The sequence below is a fragment of the Flavobacterium johnsoniae genome, from assembly GCF_001879205.1.
GTDB lineage: Bacteria > Bacteroidota > Bacteroidia > Flavobacteriales > Flavobacteriaceae > Flavobacterium > Flavobacterium johnsoniae_A.
On sequence record NZ_MLFK01000002.1, the window covers coordinates 351112 to 367883 of the forward strand.

The window sequence follows — 16772 nt, forward strand, 5'->3', positions numbered from 1 at the left end:
GAAAACGTTAACATTTGTAGAAGAGTTTTTTTACTCCCTGTTTTTGCTGTCCATGACAATAGTAACCGGTCCGTCATTTAAGAGATTGACTTTCATATCGGCACCAAAAATTCCGGTTTGTACTTTTTTATTAAACTCTTTTTCTAAAGTTTTTACAAAGTTCTCGTACATAGGAATTGCAAACTCTGGTTTTGAAGCTTTTATGTAAGAAGGACGGTTTCCTTTCTTAGTAGAAGCATGGAGTGTAAATTGAGAAACGACAATAATATCACCGTCAACATCTTGAAGCGAGCAGTTCATGACATCATTTTCATCACCAAAAATTCTCATTTTAATAATTTTTCCAGAAAGCCAGTCAATATCTTCCTGAGTATCCGCATCTTCAATTCCAACTAAAATCAATAAGCCTTTTTGAATTTCGGCAGTGATTTTTTCATCTACTGTTACAGAAGCTTGAGAAACTCTTTGGATAACTACTTTCATTTTGTTGGCATGTGGTTTTAAGCCACAGATTAAAGGATTATTTGGATTTTATTTATGAATGTTAGCTGCATGGCAATGCAGCTCTACAAGTGCAAATTGGCGATTATCTTGGATTTGAAATTTAAAGAATGGGATTTATTATTTCTTATTTCTTACTTTCTCGTTTCATCGCTCGCGGCCCTATCTTCTCCATAAATATCGGTGCGATAATGTTCGTCATCGCCTTCCAGGATTTTAAGATAGCTATTGTAACGCGACCAGGCGATCTCGTCTTTTTCTAAAGCTGCTTTTATAGCGCAATGTGGTTCTTCTTTATGTAAACAATTGTTAAACTTACATTGATCTTTCAGTTTGAAAAACTCTGGAAAATACCCGCTTATTTCTGTAGGTTCCATATCTACAATTCCGAAACCTTTTATTCCCGGCGTATCAATAATTCGGGCATCAAAAGACAAATCATACATTTCAGCAAAAGTGGTAGTATGCTGCCCTTGTTTGCTTTGTTCTGAAATGACAGAGGTTTTTAAATGTAAACTTGGCTCCATGGCATTTACCAAAGTTGATTTCCCAACTCCGGAATGTCCAGAAAACATACTTACTTTTCCCACCATCATTTCTTTTAATTTGTCAACACCTTTATTTTCTGTTGAAGAAATGCGAAGACATTTATATCCAATTTCGGTATAAATATGCTGTAAATAAAGCTGATCGTCTAAAGTCTGCTCGTTAAGTGTATCGATTTTGTTGAAAATCAAAACTGCTTCAATTCCGTATGCTTCTGCGGTAACCAGAAAACGATCTATAAAACTCGTAGTCGTTGGCGGATTATCAATCGTAATCAATAAAAAAACCTGATCGATATTAGAAGCAATAATGTGAATCTGTTTAGATAAGTTAACCGATTTACGAACGATGTAGTTTTTTCTTTCGTGAATTTTATGAATTGTTCCGGTTAAGGTATCCGAAGTTTCCTCTAATTCATAATCGACAATATCGCCTACAGCAATAGGATTGGTACTTTTAATACCTTTCATCCTAAATTTCCCCTTCATACGGCATTCTATAAAATCACCTTTTTCAGATTTTACAGTATACCAGCTTCCTGTAGATTTATATACGAGTCCTGTCATTCAATTCAAATTGTTGATTTAGATTTCTGATTTTAGTCCCGAAGCCTCGGGATAGATTCAAACTTTAATGTTTCGCAAAGATAAATGAATAATTTAAACCATATAAGGCATTGATGAAATATAAACACATGGTTATAAAACGAATTTTAACCTCTAATCTCATTTCAATCCGATTTTAAACTAAAACAAAATCCCTGCCACTTTTCTCAAAGCGACGGGGATTTTAAAAAAAACAATCTAAGTTTAATGTTGTGATATAAGAAAAGTCAAAGTGTATAAAAACTTCAATTATCTTATATTACTTATATCGTTCAGCAAAAATTATGCGTTGAAAATTTTCTCCTGGTGACCAATACTTTCCTGGTGGATTGCTTTGAACATTCTCAAAACAAACTCTTCAGTAAGACCTTTTTTCTCACCTTCCAAAATCATTTTTCCTAAGATTTCGTTCCAACGGTTGTTTTGAAGAATTGCAACGTTTGCATCTTTTTTCACCTGACCAATTTCGTCAGCTACTTTCATACGTTTTCCTAACAACTCTAACAAGTTAGCATCAAGAACGTCGATGTTAGCTCTTAATTTTGTCATTTTTGAACTGTACTCATCTGTAGTATCATCCGTTTTTCTGATAGTCAAATCTTTAATGATTTGTTTCAAAGAATCTGGTGTAACTTGCTGTGCAGCATCAGACCAAGCGTTATCCGGATCGTAGTGCGTTTCGATAATCATACCATCGTAGTTCAAATCTAAAGCCTCTTGCGTTACTTCAAAAATCATTTTACGATCTCCTGTTATGTGAGATGGGTCGATGATTAATGGTAAATCAGGGAATTTATTTTGTAGTTCGATAGCGATCTGCCATTCTGGAATATTTCTGTATTTTGTTTTTTCGTAAGTAGAGAAACCTCTGTGAATAACTCCTAATTTCTCGATTCCAGCCATGTGTAAACGCTCAACACCACCTAACCATAAAGCTAAATCCGGGTTTACAGGGTTTTTAACCAAAACGATTTTATCAGTTCCTTTTAAAGTATCAGCAATTTCCTGAACTGCGAAAGGGTTTGCAGTTGTACGGGCACCAACCCATAAAACGTCGATATCGTGTTCTAAAGCTAGTTTACAGTGCGCTGCAGTTGCCACTTCAGTACCCATTAATAAACCAGTTTCAGCTTTTGCTTTTTGTAACCATTTTAAACCAATTTCTCCAACACCTTCAAATCCTCCCGGACGCGTTCTTGGTTTCCAGATTCCTGCTCTGAATACACTAACTTTTGAATCTTTTAATTCGTGAGCAATTTTCAATACTTGATCTTCCGTTTCTGCACTACAAGGTCCAGCTATCACAAGTGGGTGATTTAAATTGAAATCTTCTAACCACTTTCTCATTTCTTTCTTATTTTCCATTTTTATTATAGTTTACTTTTTAATTGTTAATCCGTTTAATATTTCCTTAATCTTATTTGTGCTTTCCATTTCTTCAAAAATGGCATTGTAATTTTCATCTTTTAACAAATCTCTAAACCGACTGAGATTTGAAATGTATTCTTCTAATGTTTCCAGAACGTGTTCTTTGTTCTGCTTAAAAATCGGCGTCCACATTGCGGGAGAGCTTTTTGCTAAACGAACCGTGCTTTCAAATCCACTTCCCGCCATATCAAAAATATCCTGTTCGTCTTTTTCCTTATTCATTACCGTTTTCCCCAGCATAAACGAACTAATGTGCGAGAGATGCGAAACGTAAGCGATGTGCTTGTCGTGTGAAATCGGGTCCATATATCGAATTCTCATTCCGATTTCGCTAAAAAGCTTCAAAGCCTTTTCCTGCAATTTAAAAGTGGTTTTTTCCACTTCGCAAATAATGTTTGTCTTTCCTTTAAACAAACCTCTTATCGCCGCCGAAGGTCCTGAAAACTCCGTTCCTGCTATTGGATGGGTAGCGATAAAATTTCTTCTTTTTGGATGACTTGCTACTGCTTCACAAATTGGTTTTTTAGTCGACCCAACTTCAAAAACAATTGTTTTATCTCCAACCGAATCCAGAACTTTAGGCAAAACCGTCAGCGCCACATCTACCGGAACCGAAACAATTACAAAGTCGGCCTCTGCTAAATCTTCAACGCTTCCTGCCTGGTCGATAACACCTAAATCAATTGCTTCCTGCAAATGCTTTTCGTTATTATCTATCCCAAAAATAGTTGCGTCAGGATGTTGGTCTTTGATGTCCAGCACCATCGAACCGCCTATTAATCCTATTCCTATTACGTATACTTTCATAATTCTTTTTATTTGAAGCATAGCTTCTAAAAATTTCAACTTTTAAAATTCCAAATTCCAATCTTTGTCGAGTTTCTTACGGAGATTTCTCCTTCGTCGAAATGACAAACTGTGGCAAAAAATCTGAAATCTATCCCGAGGCTTCGGGACTAAAATCTAAAATTTTTAAAATCGATCTATCGCTTCTTGTACTTTTTCTTCTTTCACACACAACGAGAATCTAATATAACCTTCACCATTGCTTCCGAAGATTGTTCCCGGCGTGATGAAAATATGTTTCTCGTATAATATTTTGTCAATGAACTTTTCTGATGATTCAATTCCCTCCGGAAGTTTGGCCCAGACAAAAAGGCCAACTCCTTCTTTATAAACTTTACAGCCTAATTTTTCTGCTAATTTTTCCGTTAATTCTCTACGGCGTCTGTAAATTTTGTTTTGGTCTTCGAACCAGGATTTATCACAGTTTAACGCTGCAACTGCCCCTTTCTGGATTCCGTAAAACATTCCGCTGTCCATGTTGCTTTTTACTTTTAGAACCGCATCGATAATTTCAGGATTTCCTAAAACCATTCCCACTCTCCAGCCGGCCATATTGAACGTTTTACTTAAAGAGTTCAATTCTAAAGCAACATCTTTTGCGCCTTCAACCTGCAATAAACTCATCGGGTTATCATTCAAAACAAAACTATACGGATTGTCGTTGATCAATAATATGTTGTGTTTTTTAGCAAAAGCAACCAATTTTTCAAATAACGCTAAACTTCCTCTTGCTCCAGTCGGCATGTGCGGATAACCCAGCCACATAATTTTTACTTTCTCCAGCTCTAATTTTTCTAAAGCTTCAAAATCCGGTTCCCAGCCATTTTCTTCTTTCAAATCATAATAAACCGGAACTGCCTGAACCAAATTGGTTACCGAAGTATATGTTGGATAACCCGGATTGGGAATCAACACGTGATCGCCTTCATTTAAAAAGGCTAGCGAAATGTGCATAATTCCTTCTTTCGAACCCATCAAAGGCAAAATTTCATTATTCGGATTTAATTCAACACCAAACTGATTCTGATAAAAATCTGCCATCCCTTTTCTCAATTCCGGTAATCCCTGATAGCTTTGATAACCATGCCCGTTTTCATCTTGAATTGCTGCAGCGACTGCTTCAATTACTGCTTTCGACGGACTCAAATCTGGACTTCCAATTCCCATATTGATGATTGATTTTCCTTCAGACTGCAGTTGACGAACTTCTCTCAATTTAGATGAGAAGTAGTATTCTTCAACTGTATCTAATCTTTTTGCTGTTGTAATCATTTTTTTTGTGCTTTAGGCTTTAAGCTGTAAGCTTTAGGCTCTTTTTAACTTTCTATTTTGACTTTATAACTTTAAGACTAATATTTAAGACTGACTCAAAGGTTTCGTGTTTTTATATTCTCCCAACACTTTAAAATATTCTGCCATTATATTTAATAACGTTTTGGCTTTTGCAAAATCTTCATATTTCTCGAATGTTACATCTACGAAAAATGAATATTTCCAAGGTGTTTCAATTTTTGGAAGTGACTGAATTTTTGTCAAATTCAGTTTGCAGTCGCTCATTACGTTTAAAACTGCTGCTAAGCTTCCTCTTTTGTGATCTAATTCAAATTTGATTGAAGCTCTGTTGATTTCGTTTTCCGGCAAAAATGAATTTTGCTTTTTGATAATCACAAAACGGGTCATATTGTTTTTGATCGTTTGAATTTCCGGCGCAATGATTTCTAGATCATACATTTCTGAAGCTACCTTACTTCCTATTGCTGCAATTCCGGTTAATTGTTTTTCCTGAATTCTTCTTGCTGTTTCGGCCGTATCTTTATCCTCAACCAATTTGATATTTGGATATTGCTTTAGGAAATCCATACATTGCAAAAGCGCCATCGGGTGCGAATGAACTTCTTTTATGTCCTCAATTTTCTGACCTTTTAAAGTCATTAAATTTTGGTGAATGCTCAAATAATGCTCTCCAATAATGTGTAAATTATTCTTGTCAATCAAAGCATAATTTGGAATAATTGGCCCTGCAATCGAATTTTCAATCGCCATAACTGCCTGATCTGATTTTCCAGAAAGAAGGCTGTCGACTAATTCTTCAAAAGACAAACACTCATCAATAGCCACATTTTCAGAGAAATACTCTTTCACAACCTGATGATGAAAAGAACCTTTTATACCTTGTATTGCAATTTTCGTTGTCATATATTCAAAAAAAAATCCTGATTTGCATCAGGATTGTATATTAGTTTTATTTGTCTTAAAATATTTTTCAAATAACCATAGCACAATCCTGACTTCTACTAAAGAAGAAATAAAAATTGTTGCTAAAATAAAAACGGTTTGCTGCCATTTTGTTTGTGTTATTTTGTAAATTCTCTGCGAATGTATAAATTATTTTTACCGCACCAAAAAAAATATTGCATTTTGTGAAACAAAAAAGGATTTCTTAACAAATTTAGCAGGTTTTGTATGATAATATAAAAATATCAGCTTAAAATGAGATATTTACAATTGGTTTTTTTGAGGTGGTATCCCGAAACTTCGGGACTGAGGTGCTAAGGTTCTAAGGTTTTCTTTATTTAAATAGTATTTCGAAGATGATTTACCAGCAAAATTCGGTTTGTTTGTCATTTCGACGAAGGAGAAATCTCCGCAAGTAACTCCGTAATCAAAAGCGCCAATCTTTGTAGAGTTTCTAACGGAGATTTCTCCTTCGTCGAAATGACAAGATTGCGATTATGTAAACAATCCCGAGACCGGTATATTCTTAATCCCTATTTTAGAATAATCAAAATTCATTTTTTCTTTTAACAAAGAGGCATAAACACTTCTAAAATCAATTTCGTGTTTTAAATCACCATTGTCTAAGCTTGCTAAATTTGGGTTATTCCCTAAAATAGTTCCTTTATTATTTCCTCCAATGATAAACATTGGCGCTGCGGTTCCGTGATCTGTCCCGCTTCCGTTGTCTTTTACTCGTCGCCCAAATTCTGAAAAAACTACAACTGTAACATTCTGCAACAACTGCGCTTGTTTTAAATCAGAATAAAAGCTGAATAAGGCGTCGTTTAAGTCTGTCAATTTTCGCTCGTGAATTGACAACTGATTATCATGGGTATCAAATCCGTTAAGCGAAGTGTAATATACTTTCGAATTTAAGTTTCCTTTTATCAATCTCGCAATCCATTCCAGGTTTTTACATAATTCGGTTTTAGGATAACTGATTTCAGCTTTCGATTTTGCCAACGCTTTCTGGATTTCATCTGAACCTTCGGTAACCGAATTAGCTATTTTTCGAACAAAATCCAAATGCGGATTTTTAGACAAAGTCACATTTTCCTCTTTTGATTTTACTTTAAAACGATCCGGATCTTTTACTGTGATAAAATTGGGTTCTGTACCTTTTAAAGCCAAATTATCAATCGAATCTAAATTGATTCCCGCCGTTGCCTGATGCCCGTTACATTGCAAATCCAAATATCTGCCCAGCCAGCCTTCGTTTATATATTTATTAGAATCGGCTGCCGTCTGCCAGATTTCCTGACTTCTAAAATGCGAACGCACCGGTTCCGGATATCCCACATTCTGAATCACGGTTAAATCACCATTTTGCTGCATTTGAGCAAAATCTTTTAGCGACGGATGAAAAGCCATTCCGTTATTTTTTCCCACAACTGCATCTTTATTCAATGCAATTTTTGTTCGCAATTCATAATACAACGGATCTTCAAAGGGAATAAAAGTATTCAAACCGTCGTTTCCTCCATTCAACTGGACAAAAACTATACATTGCTCGCCAATTACTAAATTTGGCTGTGAACCAAAAGCGTGTAAAAAATCAGGCAGCACAAGCATCCCGCCTGTAAATGTTCCTGTTAACGTTAGAAAATCTCTTCTATTCATGATTCTTATTTTCTAGATTAATTGATATTCGGGCAGTTTTGCGATATAATTGAAAACTCTGACTACAGCAAAATCAGCGTGAGGATCTTTTGGGTCGAAATCATATTTCAAAAGATTTTCCATGTCTTTTTGAGCCGAATTGCTGACAGAAAATAACAATCTGTCTGACAATTCAGAGATAATGGTTTTGTTATTTCCATTTGAATCAAAAACGACTTTTACCGCAGTTTTTTCATATTCTGATTTTTCTTTTTCGACTCCGTTTACCATGGTTTTCAAAACCTTTCTGTTGAGGCTTTTACCGCTGCATAATAAATCGGATGTATTGTTTCTTTGGAGGTAAATCTGAGAAGTCAGCCATGAATTGCCCCCGTCCCATCCTTTTACATTAACCTGATTATACAAATCCATTCCCTGTTGTTTTATAAATGCCATAATTGCAGCATCCTCAACATTTTCAATCTGCAATTCATTACAAAGCTGTAAAATGTAAACCAGCGGATTTTTAATTTTATTTCCCGAATTCTCTTTTTTAAATTCTTCTGTAAAAATCTTTGTCAGCAAAGGCTCGATTTCAAATTTTTGCTTCCGAAAATAATCTCCGTAATAAACCACCAGATCTTCGGGCGGATTATCATAAACAAACCATTTCAGGATTTTTCTGGTAATGAGATACGGAATATTTTTCTGTTCGAAAATAATATCGACTAAGTCATCTGCTTTCCAGTTTCCGGTTTTTCCGAAATAGGTTTTATCACTATTATCTTCAATATTTTTTCTGTAAACAGCACCATCATCTCCAATACTCAAACCGGCCAAAGCTCTGGCTCCGTTTTTAATATCATCTTCGCTATAATTCCCAATTCCGATAGTGAATAATTCCAATAACTCGCGGCTTAAGTTTTCGTTGATTTTACCCTTTTTATTATCGCCATTATCAAGATAGCGCACCATTGCATTCGATTTTAGAATCTGCTTCGTTAATTCTTTAAAATTTCCAAAAGCATTTTCACGTAAAATCATATTATGCTGGTAAATCCAGTAATTGATTTTTACTTTTTGAGAAGTGGAAACGAAATGATTGTGCAAAAAACAAACCATATTCTCGCGGAGTGGAAATTCGTCATTACGCATTTTGGCAATCCACCATTTTTTGAGTTCTGCGGTTGCTTGATTTTCTTTTTTCTGAATTTCCTTTTTAGTTTCAGGATCTGAGGTTTTAACTAATTCGCGAACTTGCTTAAGCTCTAAAGCAGTTTTAGGCTGATCTTGCAGAAACGCTGGAATTTCTGTGTCAAATTTTGAATCATAGGAATGTTTTAGAAATTTTTCTAATCCGAGCTTTTCAATTTTATCAGCTTGTTTTCCAGAAAAACCTAATCGAAGGGACCAAAGACTGCTTTTTTTCATAATTCAGAAATTATTATAATAAGACTTGACTTTTCTTTAAAGGTTTAATTAAAAGAGGCTAAGTCGCTAAGATTCTGAGGTGCTAAGTTTTAAAAGTCTTTGGTATTAATTAAAACGAGGATTTTTTGAGGATATTGTTTTATTTTGTGTTGGGCAATCATAATCAGCATAGCCAATAAACAAAATAAAAAAGCAGCTATCATTACAATAACTGCTTTCTATAAATTAAGAATAAAATCTTTCTCCTTTATTCTATTTTCTTTCTTCTAAAAAAGAATTAAGACCCACACATTTCACAATCCTCAGGATCTGCTGCTTGAGCTTTTAAAAGCATAGCTTTATAATCCTCAACGCTGATTGCTTCTGTTTCTGCAACTAATGTTGGTGTTTCTTCTTTTTTATCGTTGTTTAATGTGAATTTAATCGCATCTACAGCCGCTTTTGTTCTTAAGTAATACATTCCTGTTTTTAAACCTGACTGCCAAGCGTAGAAGTGCATTGACGTTAGTTTAGAATAGTTTGCATCCTGCATGAACAAGTTTAACGATTGTGATTGGTCAATAAAATATCCTCTTTGACGAGACATATCGATAATGTCTTTCATCGACATTTCCCAAACTGTTTTGTAAAGGTCTTTTAAGTCTTGCGGAATCACGTTGATGTTTTGAACAGATCCGTTATGACGCATAATTTCTTGTTTCAAATCTTCGTTCCACAAACCTAATTTTACTAAATCTTCCAGTAAGTGTTTGTTTACTACGATAAATTCTCCAGATAATACACGACGTGTGTAAATGTTTGATGTATACGGTTCAAAAGCTTCGTTGTTTCCAAGAATTTGAGAAGTCGATGCAGTTGGCATTGGCGCAACCAATAATGAGTTACGAACTCCGTGTTCAACCACTTCTTTTCTTAATGAAGCCCAGTCCCAACGGCCTGATAATTCTTCATCTTTCATTCCCCACATATTGTATTGGAATTCTCCTTTAGACATTGGAGAACCTTCAAATGTAGAATATGGCCCTTCTTCTTTTGCCATTTCCATAGAAGCGGTTACAGCTGCGAAGTATAAAGTTTCGAAAATCTCCTGGTTTAATTGTTTAGCTTCATCACTTGTAAAAGGCATACGCAACATAATAAAAGCATCGGCTAAACCTTGCACTCCTAATCCTACCGGACGGTGACGCATGTTAGAGTTTTCTGCTTCTTGTACCGGATAATAGTTTCTGTCGATTACTTTGTTCAGGTTACGAGTTACACGTTTTGTAACATTGTAAAGTGCTTCGTGATCGAATTTTCCGTTTTCAATAAACATTGGTAACGAAATAGAAGCCAGGTTACAAACTGCAATTTCATCTTTAGAAGTAAACTCCATAATCTCTGTACACAAGTTTGAAGAACGAATTGTTCCTAAATTCTTGTGGTTCGATTTACGGTTTGCTGCATCTTTGTACAACATATATGGCGTTCCAGTCTCGATTTGAGATTCAAGGATTTTCTCCCATAACTCACGAGCACGGATTGTTTTTCTTCCTTTCCCTCTAAATTCATAATCCGTATACATTGCTTCGAATTCATCTCCGTAAACATCATATAGCCCCGGACATTCGTTAGGACACATTAAAGTCCAAGTTGAATCTTCCTGAACACGTTTCATGAACAAATCTGATGTCCACATAGCAAAGAATAAATCTCTTGCACGCATTTCTTCTTTTCCTGTATTCTTCTTTAAATCAAGGAATTCGAAGATATCAGCATGCCAGGTTTCAATATAAATTGCGAAACTTCCTTTACGTTTTCCACCACCTTGATCTACGTAACGAGCCGTATCGTTGAATACTCTCAACATCGGAACAATTCCGTTTGAAGTTCCGTTTGTACCGCGAATGTAAGATCCGGTTGCACGAACGTTGTGAATAGAAAGTCCGATTCCTCCCGCTGATTGCGAGATTTTTGCTGTTTGCTTTAGTGTATCATAAATACCATCAATACTATCATCCTGCATGGCCAAAAGGAAACAAGAAGACATTTGTGGTTTTGGAGTTCCGGCATTAAACAACGTTGGCGTTGCGTGCGTAAAGAACTTTTTAGACATTAAATCGTAAGTTTCAATTACCGATTTTAAATCGTCTAAGTGAATACCAACAGAAACACGCATCAACATATGTTGTGGTCTTTCTACGATTTTCCCGTTTATTTTTAGAAGATAAGAACGCTCTAAGGTTTTGAAACCAAAGTAATCGTAATTAAAATCTCTTGTGTAGATGATATGAGAATCTAAAAAAGCAGCATTTTCCTGAATCACTTTAAATACGTCATCAGCAATTAATGGTGCATCCTGACCATTTCTTGGATTTACGTAGTGATACATATCTTTCATCGTTTCCGAGAAAGATTTTTTTGTATTGGAATGTAAATTTGAAATTGCCACACGAGCTGCCAATTGTGCATAATCCGGATGAGCAATAGTCATAGATGCTGCAGTTTCTGCTGCAAGATTATCTAACTCAGAAGTCGAAACTCCGTCATACAATCCTTCGATAACTCTCATAGCTACCTTTACCGGATCTACAAGCTCATTCAAGCCGTAGCACAATTTTTTGATTCTTTCTGTAATCTTATCAAACATTACGGGCTCTCTGTGGCCATCTCTTTTTACTACATACATAAGCTTACCTTTTTAGTTATTGGAAAAAATGAAAGTAACTAGAAAACGAATTCCAGTACTTAAACATTGCGTGTTTTTAAATTATTTTTCGAGAATTACAGAATTCTCAATAGTTGTCCTTTCCCAGTTTGTAAATCAAACCGAAAAGCCGTTAAAATTGCTATTAAATCTCCGATTTGGGTGATAGAGATTTAACCTAATAAATGTTCTGTAAATATCAATTTAAGCTTTAGATAAAATAGGCTTAAATTAATTTTGCTGTTGTTCTAAAAATCTGCGTCAAATGAAATTTTTTGAGCATCGCTGTCTGTGTTCATTACACCAGATTTTTGATACTCGGCAACACGTTTTTCAAAGAAATTAGTTTTTCCCTGAAGAGAAATCATGTCCATGAAATCGAATGGATTCGCTGATCCGTACACACGCTCGCAACCTAACTCGACCAAAAGCCTATCAGCAACGAACTCTAAATATTGTGTCATCAGAGCAGCGTTCATACCAATTAAACTTACCGGAAGAGACTCAGTTACAAACTGTCTTTCGATATCCAGAGCATCGACAATAATTTCTTTGATTCTGTCTTTTGGCACTTTGTTTACCAAATGGTGATTGTGCAGGTGAACTGCAAAATCACAATGCACGCCTTCGTCACGAGAAATCAACTCATTAGAGAAAGTTAAACCTGGCATTAAACCACGTTTTTTCAACCAATAAATTGAACAGAAAGCACCAGAGAAGAAAATCCCTTCAACAGCTGCAAAAGCAATCAGTCTTTCAGCAAATGAATCAGATTCGATCCATTTTAAAGCCCATTCTGCTTTTTTAGCAATTGCAGGAAAAACTTCCAAAGCATTAAACAATTCTGCTTTTTCGCCTTCGTCTTTTACGTAAGTATCAATTAATAGTGAATAAGTTTCACTATGAATATTCTCCATCATAATTTGAAAACCGTAGAAGAATTTTGCCTCAGCATATTGAACTTCGTTTACAAAGTTCTCAGCAAGGTTTTCATTCACGATTCCGTCAGAAGCTGCAAAGAATGCTAAAATGTGTTTAATGAAATATCTTTCGTCGTCATTAAGTTTGTTATTCCAATCTGTCAAGTCTTGGTGCAAATCGATTTCTTCAGCTGTCCAAAAACTAGCTTCCATTTTTTTATACCATTCCCAGATATCATGATGTTTGATAGGAAAAATAACGAAACGATTTTTATTTTCTTGTAAGATTGGTTCTACTTGAGACATGGCAATTTTTATTTAATTTTTATATCGAATTTTTTGCTAATTCAATAGACTACAAAGATTGTCAATTAACGCCAAAAATAAAAGTCAAACTTATTCACAATCTGGCGTAGTTTTTAACAACGTTAAATTTTTGAAACATTTTTCATACAATAATTAATTTACTGTAAATGAATTGCTTAAAAACAACAATCACACCTTAAAGCCCCGTAAAATATAGACTTTTTAATATAAAAAGCAAGAAATTTTAAATTGTTTTAAAAAGTTTTTTTTGAGTTAAACCTTTATTTTTTTGAGTTAAAATGTGCCCTTGCAAAAAGGTATTTAGCACACTTTAAATTTTAAGAATTTTTAAGCTCTTCGGCCACTTTTTCAAGTTCCAAATACCAGTCTGCTCCAAAACGTCTAATTAGTGCTTCTTTTACAAATTTGTAAACAGGAACTTCTAATTCTTTTCCTAAAGAACAGGCATCATCGCAAATATCCCATTTGTCGTAGTTTACCGCAGCAAATTCCGTAAAGTCTTTTACGCGGATTGGATACAAATGACAAGAAACCGGTTTTTTCCAGTCTACAATTCCTTCGTTATACGCTTGTTCGATTCCGCAAAGCGCAGTTTTTCCATCAAAAATAACATAAGCGCAATCTTTATTATCGATTAACGGTGTTTCAAGATCACCATCGGTTCCGGTTACCCAGGTTCCCTGTGCTTCGATAGCAGCAATTCCTTCTTTTCTTAAAAAAGGTTTCACTTTTGGATAAATTTCTTCTAAGATTTTAGTTTCAGCCTCATTTAAAGGCGCGCCCGCATCTCCATCAACACAACAAGCCCCTTTACAAGCAGACAAGTTGCACACAAATTCTTTTTCCAGAATATCTTCTGAAATAATAGTTTTCCCTAACTGAAACATGATATAAAATACTCTAATTTATAAAGTGCAAAGATAGTTAAAGAAAACAGATAAAATACTCTAAAATATTAACCGCAAAGTTCACAAGGGTTTACGCAAGGTTCGCAAAGATTATTTTTCAAATTATACTAGTAGCAATTAAAACTTTGCGAACCTTGCAAATTAACTTTGCGTGCTTTGCGGTAAAACTCTTCATACTTTTTACTATATGTAAAAGAAAAGCGCAATTGTTATAAATATCACTTTTTAAACCATTAAAACGTGTTTTTATAACAAAAATACAATCTATCGAAAAAACACCTAACTTTATTAACTACTTTTGCAGCAGTTTTTAAATCCTTAAAATCAAAGCAGTATGTTAGAAATAGACTTTAAAGAGATCGTTACAGTAAGTATGGTGCTTTTTGCAGTAATTGATATTGTAGGTTCAATTCCTATTATTGTCAATCTAAGAGCAAAAGTTGGACATATTGAATCTGAAAAAGCTTCTATTGTGGCAGGAGCGATTATGATTCTTTTTCTTTTTGTTGGAGAAGGTTTTCTGAACCTTATTGGTATCGATGTACACTCATTTGCCGTTGCAGGTTCTTTTGTTTTATTCTTTCTGGCATTAGAAATGATTTTAGGAATCAGGATTTATCGTGATGAAGAACCGGGATCTGCTTCTATCGTGCCACTGGCTTTTCCGTTAATTGCCGGAGCCGGAACTATGACTACCTTATTATCGCTTCGATCTCAATTTCATACGATCAATATTGTCATAGCAATCTTACTTAATATTATATTGGTTTATATCGTTTTAAAATCATCAAAAAAGATTGAAACTCTGCTTGGTGAAAACGGACTTGGCGTAGTGCGCAAGACATTTGGAGTAATACTTTTAGCAATTGCTGTTAAATTATTCGCTGCTAATGTTAAAGGTTTGTTTGTCTAACATTTATTTTTATACTTTTACCCCCATTTAAACTTATAAATGCAACTTTAAGACATTTTTTATTAAAGTCTGCTTTGATTTTTAGACAAACAAAACAACCAATATGAAAATCTTCACTTCAATCTTAGTGCTTTTAGCATTAGCTTTAATTGTTTTTAATATTACGCTATTAGACTTTTCAAATCCTTTTCAAGGTGATAGTATGGTAGCTTTTATTGGAATCGCAGCTTCGTTTTGCGCCGTATTGATTCTTTTGATTTTTAGAATTTCTAAAAGAATTGAAGAAAAAACAAACGGTCGATAATATATGTTTGACGTTTTAATTATCGGCGGAGGCGTATCAGGCATGTCTTGTGCCTTAGTTTTGGGATCTGCCAAAAATAAAGCTTTTGTTACCGACAAAAAAATCGGGATTTTTACACATCAAAAGAATTCTTCTCTACAGGAAGCAATTTTCTACAATGCTTATGGCATAACGCCAGGAAAACTAGGCTCTGAATTATTAACAGAAAGCACGCAGGATTTAGCAGTGACTTATCCGCATATTGAGCAAATTGCAAATGAGAAAGTAATTAAAGTTGAAGGTGCTTATCCTAATTTTACTGTTACTACAAACAAAAACTCATACCAAACAAAAAATATCGTCGTAGGAATTGGTTCTGCGAATACTTTTGACATTGAAGGTTTAATGCAATATATCGAACCTCATAAAAAAGCATTACCCGAAAAACAACGCATTCAGCTTAAAAACGAAGATCATAAAGTTACTGATGGCATTTATGTTATTGGAACTTTAGCCGGCTGGAGAAGTCAATTGGCAATCGCTGCAGGAAGCGGCGCTGCCGTTGCAACAGATATTCTTACTTTATGGAATAACGGCACACAAACACACTCTCACGACAGCATTCGATAAAACATCTTAAAAAATAAACCATATAAGTTATATAAGGTCATTTTAGCTTTGCGCATAATTAAATGAACTTATATAACTTATATGGTTTTAAAATTTTATGTTTTTATTTTATTTAACCGAAACGATTTCTGTCACTTTAATATGATTTTCCTCCTCTGTTTTCCATTTTTCTCCTTTTACAGAAACTACGTCACCAATTTTTAATTGTTTGTAGTTTTGTGGTCCGCCCACGTTTACAATACTAATTACTGCAAAATATACTTCTTTTTTATCTGTAGTAATTTTTGCTGTGTAACCGTCTTTTCCAGATTCTATAGATTCTACTTTACCTGAAACCGCATCATTTGTATCATTTTTCATAGTTGTACAAGAGATTACAAAAGCCATTAGAAGCACAAGAAAACTTATTTTTTTTAGATTTTTCATATTTGAGTTTTAATCACAAAGTAAGTCAAGGTTACGAAGCTTTGTTTTATGTTATTATTAAATTTCTTTTCAAAATTTATGCCAGCTGAGTACAGCTTCCAGCAATAACTTTTAAATTGTTTTCGAATTTTTTCCAGACTCTGATGTACTTAAAAACACCGTTTACCGGTGTTCCTGCATAAGCTCCTTTTAATGAAATTGTTACAGCCACAACCGCCGTATCGCCGATTATATTGATAATTTGATCCGAGGCTTCGAGAGAATCTATTTTCATAATCCCGGAACGATAAGTATTCAAATCAAACTCTTTGGTAATGGTTTGGCCGTCTGGCAGATTAAAAAGCAAATCATCATGAAGAATTTTTTCTAAAACATCTATATCAGCGTTTTTAACAGCAGTTAAAAGTTCGATTTCGGCAGTTACAATTACATCTTCTTTCATAAAA

The 16772-nt window shown here is 34.7% G+C and carries 16 protein-coding genes; 3 read left to right on the top strand and 13 right to left on the bottom strand.

Going from position 1 to position 16772, the window contains the following annotated elements; translation table 11 throughout:
* Nucleotides 1-30: 30 nt before the first annotated feature.
* The 11 genes from dtd to BKM63_RS03960 all read right to left on the bottom strand — a co-directional run bounded on the left by dtd (nucleotide 31) and on the right by BKM63_RS03960 (nucleotide 14053).
* On the bottom strand, nucleotides 31-483 hold the full coding sequence (dtd, locus tag BKM63_RS03910; RefSeq protein WP_071635328.1) for a D-aminoacyl-tRNA deacylase: 453 nt from the start codon (nucleotides 481-483) through the stop codon (nucleotides 31-33).
* A gap of 152 nt (nucleotides 484-635) precedes the next feature.
* On the bottom strand, nucleotides 636-1613 hold the full coding sequence (rsgA, locus tag BKM63_RS03915; protein WP_071635329.1) for a ribosome small subunit-dependent GTPase A: 978 nt from the start codon (nucleotides 1611-1613) through the stop codon (nucleotides 636-638).
* A gap of 321 nt (nucleotides 1614-1934) precedes the next feature.
* The gene (locus BKM63_RS03920; RefSeq protein ID WP_071635330.1) at nucleotides 1935-3017 is read right to left on the bottom strand and encodes a bifunctional 3-deoxy-7-phosphoheptulonate synthase/chorismate mutase type II; all 1083 of its coding nucleotides are present in this window, start codon (nucleotides 3015-3017) and stop codon (nucleotides 1935-1937) included.
* A gap of 12 nt (nucleotides 3018-3029) precedes the next feature.
* The gene (locus BKM63_RS03925; protein WP_071635575.1) at nucleotides 3030-3887 is read right to left on the bottom strand and encodes a prephenate dehydrogenase; all 858 of its coding nucleotides are present in this window, start codon (nucleotides 3885-3887) and stop codon (nucleotides 3030-3032) included.
* 165 nt (nucleotides 3888-4052) lie between these two features.
* Nucleotides 4053-5198, bottom strand: coding sequence for a pyridoxal phosphate-dependent aminotransferase (locus BKM63_RS03930; protein ID WP_071635331.1), 1146 nt, complete (start codon nucleotides 5196-5198; stop codon nucleotides 4053-4055).
* Between the two features lie 84 nt (nucleotides 5199-5282).
* Nucleotides 5283-6122: a prephenate dehydratase gene (locus tag BKM63_RS03935; RefSeq protein ID WP_071635332.1), complete on the bottom strand. Its 840-nt coding sequence runs from the start codon at nucleotides 6120-6122 to the stop codon at nucleotides 5283-5285.
* A gap of 534 nt (nucleotides 6123-6656) precedes the next feature.
* The gene (locus tag BKM63_RS03940; RefSeq protein WP_071635333.1) at nucleotides 6657-7823 is read right to left on the bottom strand and encodes a DUF1501 domain-containing protein; all 1167 of its coding nucleotides are present in this window, start codon (nucleotides 7821-7823) and stop codon (nucleotides 6657-6659) included.
* Nucleotides 7824-7835: 12 nt separating this feature from the next.
* Nucleotides 7836-9233: a DUF1800 domain-containing protein gene (locus BKM63_RS03945; protein WP_071635334.1), complete on the bottom strand. Its 1398-nt coding sequence runs from the start codon at nucleotides 9231-9233 to the stop codon at nucleotides 7836-7838.
* A 277-nt stretch (nucleotides 9234-9510) separates the two neighbouring features.
* On the bottom strand, nucleotides 9511-11901 hold the full coding sequence (locus tag BKM63_RS03950; RefSeq protein ID WP_071635335.1) for a ribonucleoside-diphosphate reductase subunit alpha: 2391 nt from the start codon (nucleotides 11899-11901) through the stop codon (nucleotides 9511-9513).
* Nucleotides 11902-12167: 266 nt separating this feature from the next.
* Nucleotides 12168-13145 carry a ribonucleotide-diphosphate reductase subunit beta gene (locus tag BKM63_RS03955; RefSeq protein ID WP_071635336.1) on the bottom strand — a complete coding sequence of 326 codons (978 nt, stop codon included), beginning with the start codon at nucleotides 13143-13145 and terminating at the stop codon, nucleotides 12168-12170.
* Between the two features lie 338 nt (nucleotides 13146-13483).
* Entirely contained in the window at nucleotides 13484-14053 is a 570-nt protein-coding gene (locus BKM63_RS03960; protein ID WP_071635337.1) for a DUF3109 family protein, read from the bottom strand.
* 355 nt (nucleotides 14054-14408) lie between these two features.
* Here BKM63_RS03960 and BKM63_RS03965 point away from each other — a divergent pair, with 355 nt between their 5' ends.
* The 3 genes from BKM63_RS03965 to BKM63_RS03975 all read left to right on the top strand — a co-directional run bounded on the left by BKM63_RS03965 (nucleotide 14409) and on the right by BKM63_RS03975 (nucleotide 15900).
* Nucleotides 14409-14987 (top strand): MarC family protein, encoded by a 579-nt coding sequence (locus BKM63_RS03965; protein ID WP_071635338.1) that lies wholly within the window; start codon nucleotides 14409-14411, stop codon nucleotides 14985-14987.
* Nucleotides 14988-15090: 103 nt separating this feature from the next.
* Entirely contained in the window at nucleotides 15091-15291 is a 201-nt protein-coding gene (locus BKM63_RS03970) for a hypothetical protein (RefSeq protein WP_012022616.1), read from the top strand.
* A 3-nt stretch (nucleotides 15292-15294) separates the two neighbouring features.
* Nucleotides 15295-15900: an FAD-dependent oxidoreductase gene (locus BKM63_RS03975; protein ID WP_071635339.1), complete on the top strand. Its 606-nt coding sequence runs from the start codon at nucleotides 15295-15297 to the stop codon at nucleotides 15898-15900.
* Nucleotides 15901-16008: 108 nt separating this feature from the next.
* On the opposite strand, the gene BKM63_RS03980 is transcribed toward BKM63_RS03975, so the two are convergent.
* Both BKM63_RS03980 and BKM63_RS03985 read right to left on the bottom strand, forming a co-directional pair.
* Nucleotides 16009-16326: a hypothetical protein gene (locus BKM63_RS03980; RefSeq protein ID WP_071635340.1), complete on the bottom strand. Its 318-nt coding sequence runs from the start codon at nucleotides 16324-16326 to the stop codon at nucleotides 16009-16011.
* Between the two features lie 76 nt (nucleotides 16327-16402).
* The gene (locus tag BKM63_RS03985; protein WP_071635341.1) at nucleotides 16403-16768 is read right to left on the bottom strand and encodes a nuclear transport factor 2 family protein; all 366 of its coding nucleotides are present in this window, start codon (nucleotides 16766-16768) and stop codon (nucleotides 16403-16405) included.
* Nucleotides 16769-16772 lie beyond the last annotated feature (4 nt).

Bases quoted from the DNA above. Each gene is read 5' to 3' on its own strand.
- BKM63_RS03950 (WP_071635335.1), bottom strand. From the start codon at position 11,901: ATGTATGTAGTAAAAAGAGATGGCCACAGAGAGCCCGTAATGTTTGAT.
- BKM63_RS03945 (WP_071635334.1), bottom strand. From the start codon at position 9,233: ATGAAAAAAAGCAGTCTTTGGTCCCTTCGATTAGGTTTTTCTGGAAAA.
- BKM63_RS03960 (WP_071635337.1), bottom strand. From the start codon at position 14,053: ATGTTTCAGTTAGGGAAAACTATTATTTCAGAAGATATTCTGGAAAAA.
- BKM63_RS03970 (WP_012022616.1), top strand. From the start codon at position 15,091: ATGAAAATCTTCACTTCAATCTTAGTGCTTTTAGCATTAGCTTTAATT.
- BKM63_RS03940 (WP_071635333.1), bottom strand. From the start codon at position 7,823: ATGAATAGAAGAGATTTTCTAACGTTAACAGGAACATTTACAGGCGGG.
- BKM63_RS03985 (WP_071635341.1), bottom strand. From the start codon at position 16,768: ATGAAAGAAGATGTAATTGTAACTGCCGAAATCGAACTTTTAACTGCT.
- BKM63_RS03925 (WP_071635575.1), bottom strand. From the start codon at position 3,887: ATGAAAGTATACGTAATAGGAATAGGATTAATAGGCGGTTCGATGGTG.
- dtd (WP_071635328.1), bottom strand. From the start codon at position 483: ATGAAAGTAGTTATCCAAAGAGTTTCTCAAGCTTCTGTAACAGTAGAT.
- BKM63_RS03980 (WP_071635340.1), bottom strand. From the start codon at position 16,326: ATGAAAAATCTAAAAAAAATAAGTTTTCTTGTGCTTCTAATGGCTTTT.
- BKM63_RS03975 (WP_071635339.1), top strand. From the start codon at position 15,295: ATGTTTGACGTTTTAATTATCGGCGGAGGCGTATCAGGCATGTCTTGT.
- BKM63_RS03955 (WP_071635336.1), bottom strand. From the start codon at position 13,145: ATGTCTCAAGTAGAACCAATCTTACAAGAAAATAAAAATCGTTTCGTT.
- BKM63_RS03965 (WP_071635338.1), top strand. From the start codon at position 14,409: ATGTTAGAAATAGACTTTAAAGAGATCGTTACAGTAAGTATGGTGCTT.
- BKM63_RS03920 (WP_071635330.1), bottom strand. From the start codon at position 3,017: ATGGAAAATAAGAAAGAAATGAGAAAGTGGTTAGAAGATTTCAATTTA.
- BKM63_RS03935 (WP_071635332.1), bottom strand. From the start codon at position 6,122: ATGACAACGAAAATTGCAATACAAGGTATAAAAGGTTCTTTTCATCAT.
- BKM63_RS03930 (WP_071635331.1), bottom strand. From the start codon at position 5,198: ATGATTACAACAGCAAAAAGATTAGATACAGTTGAAGAATACTACTTC.
- rsgA (WP_071635329.1), bottom strand. From the start codon at position 1,613: ATGACAGGACTCGTATATAAATCTACAGGAAGCTGGTATACTGTAAAA.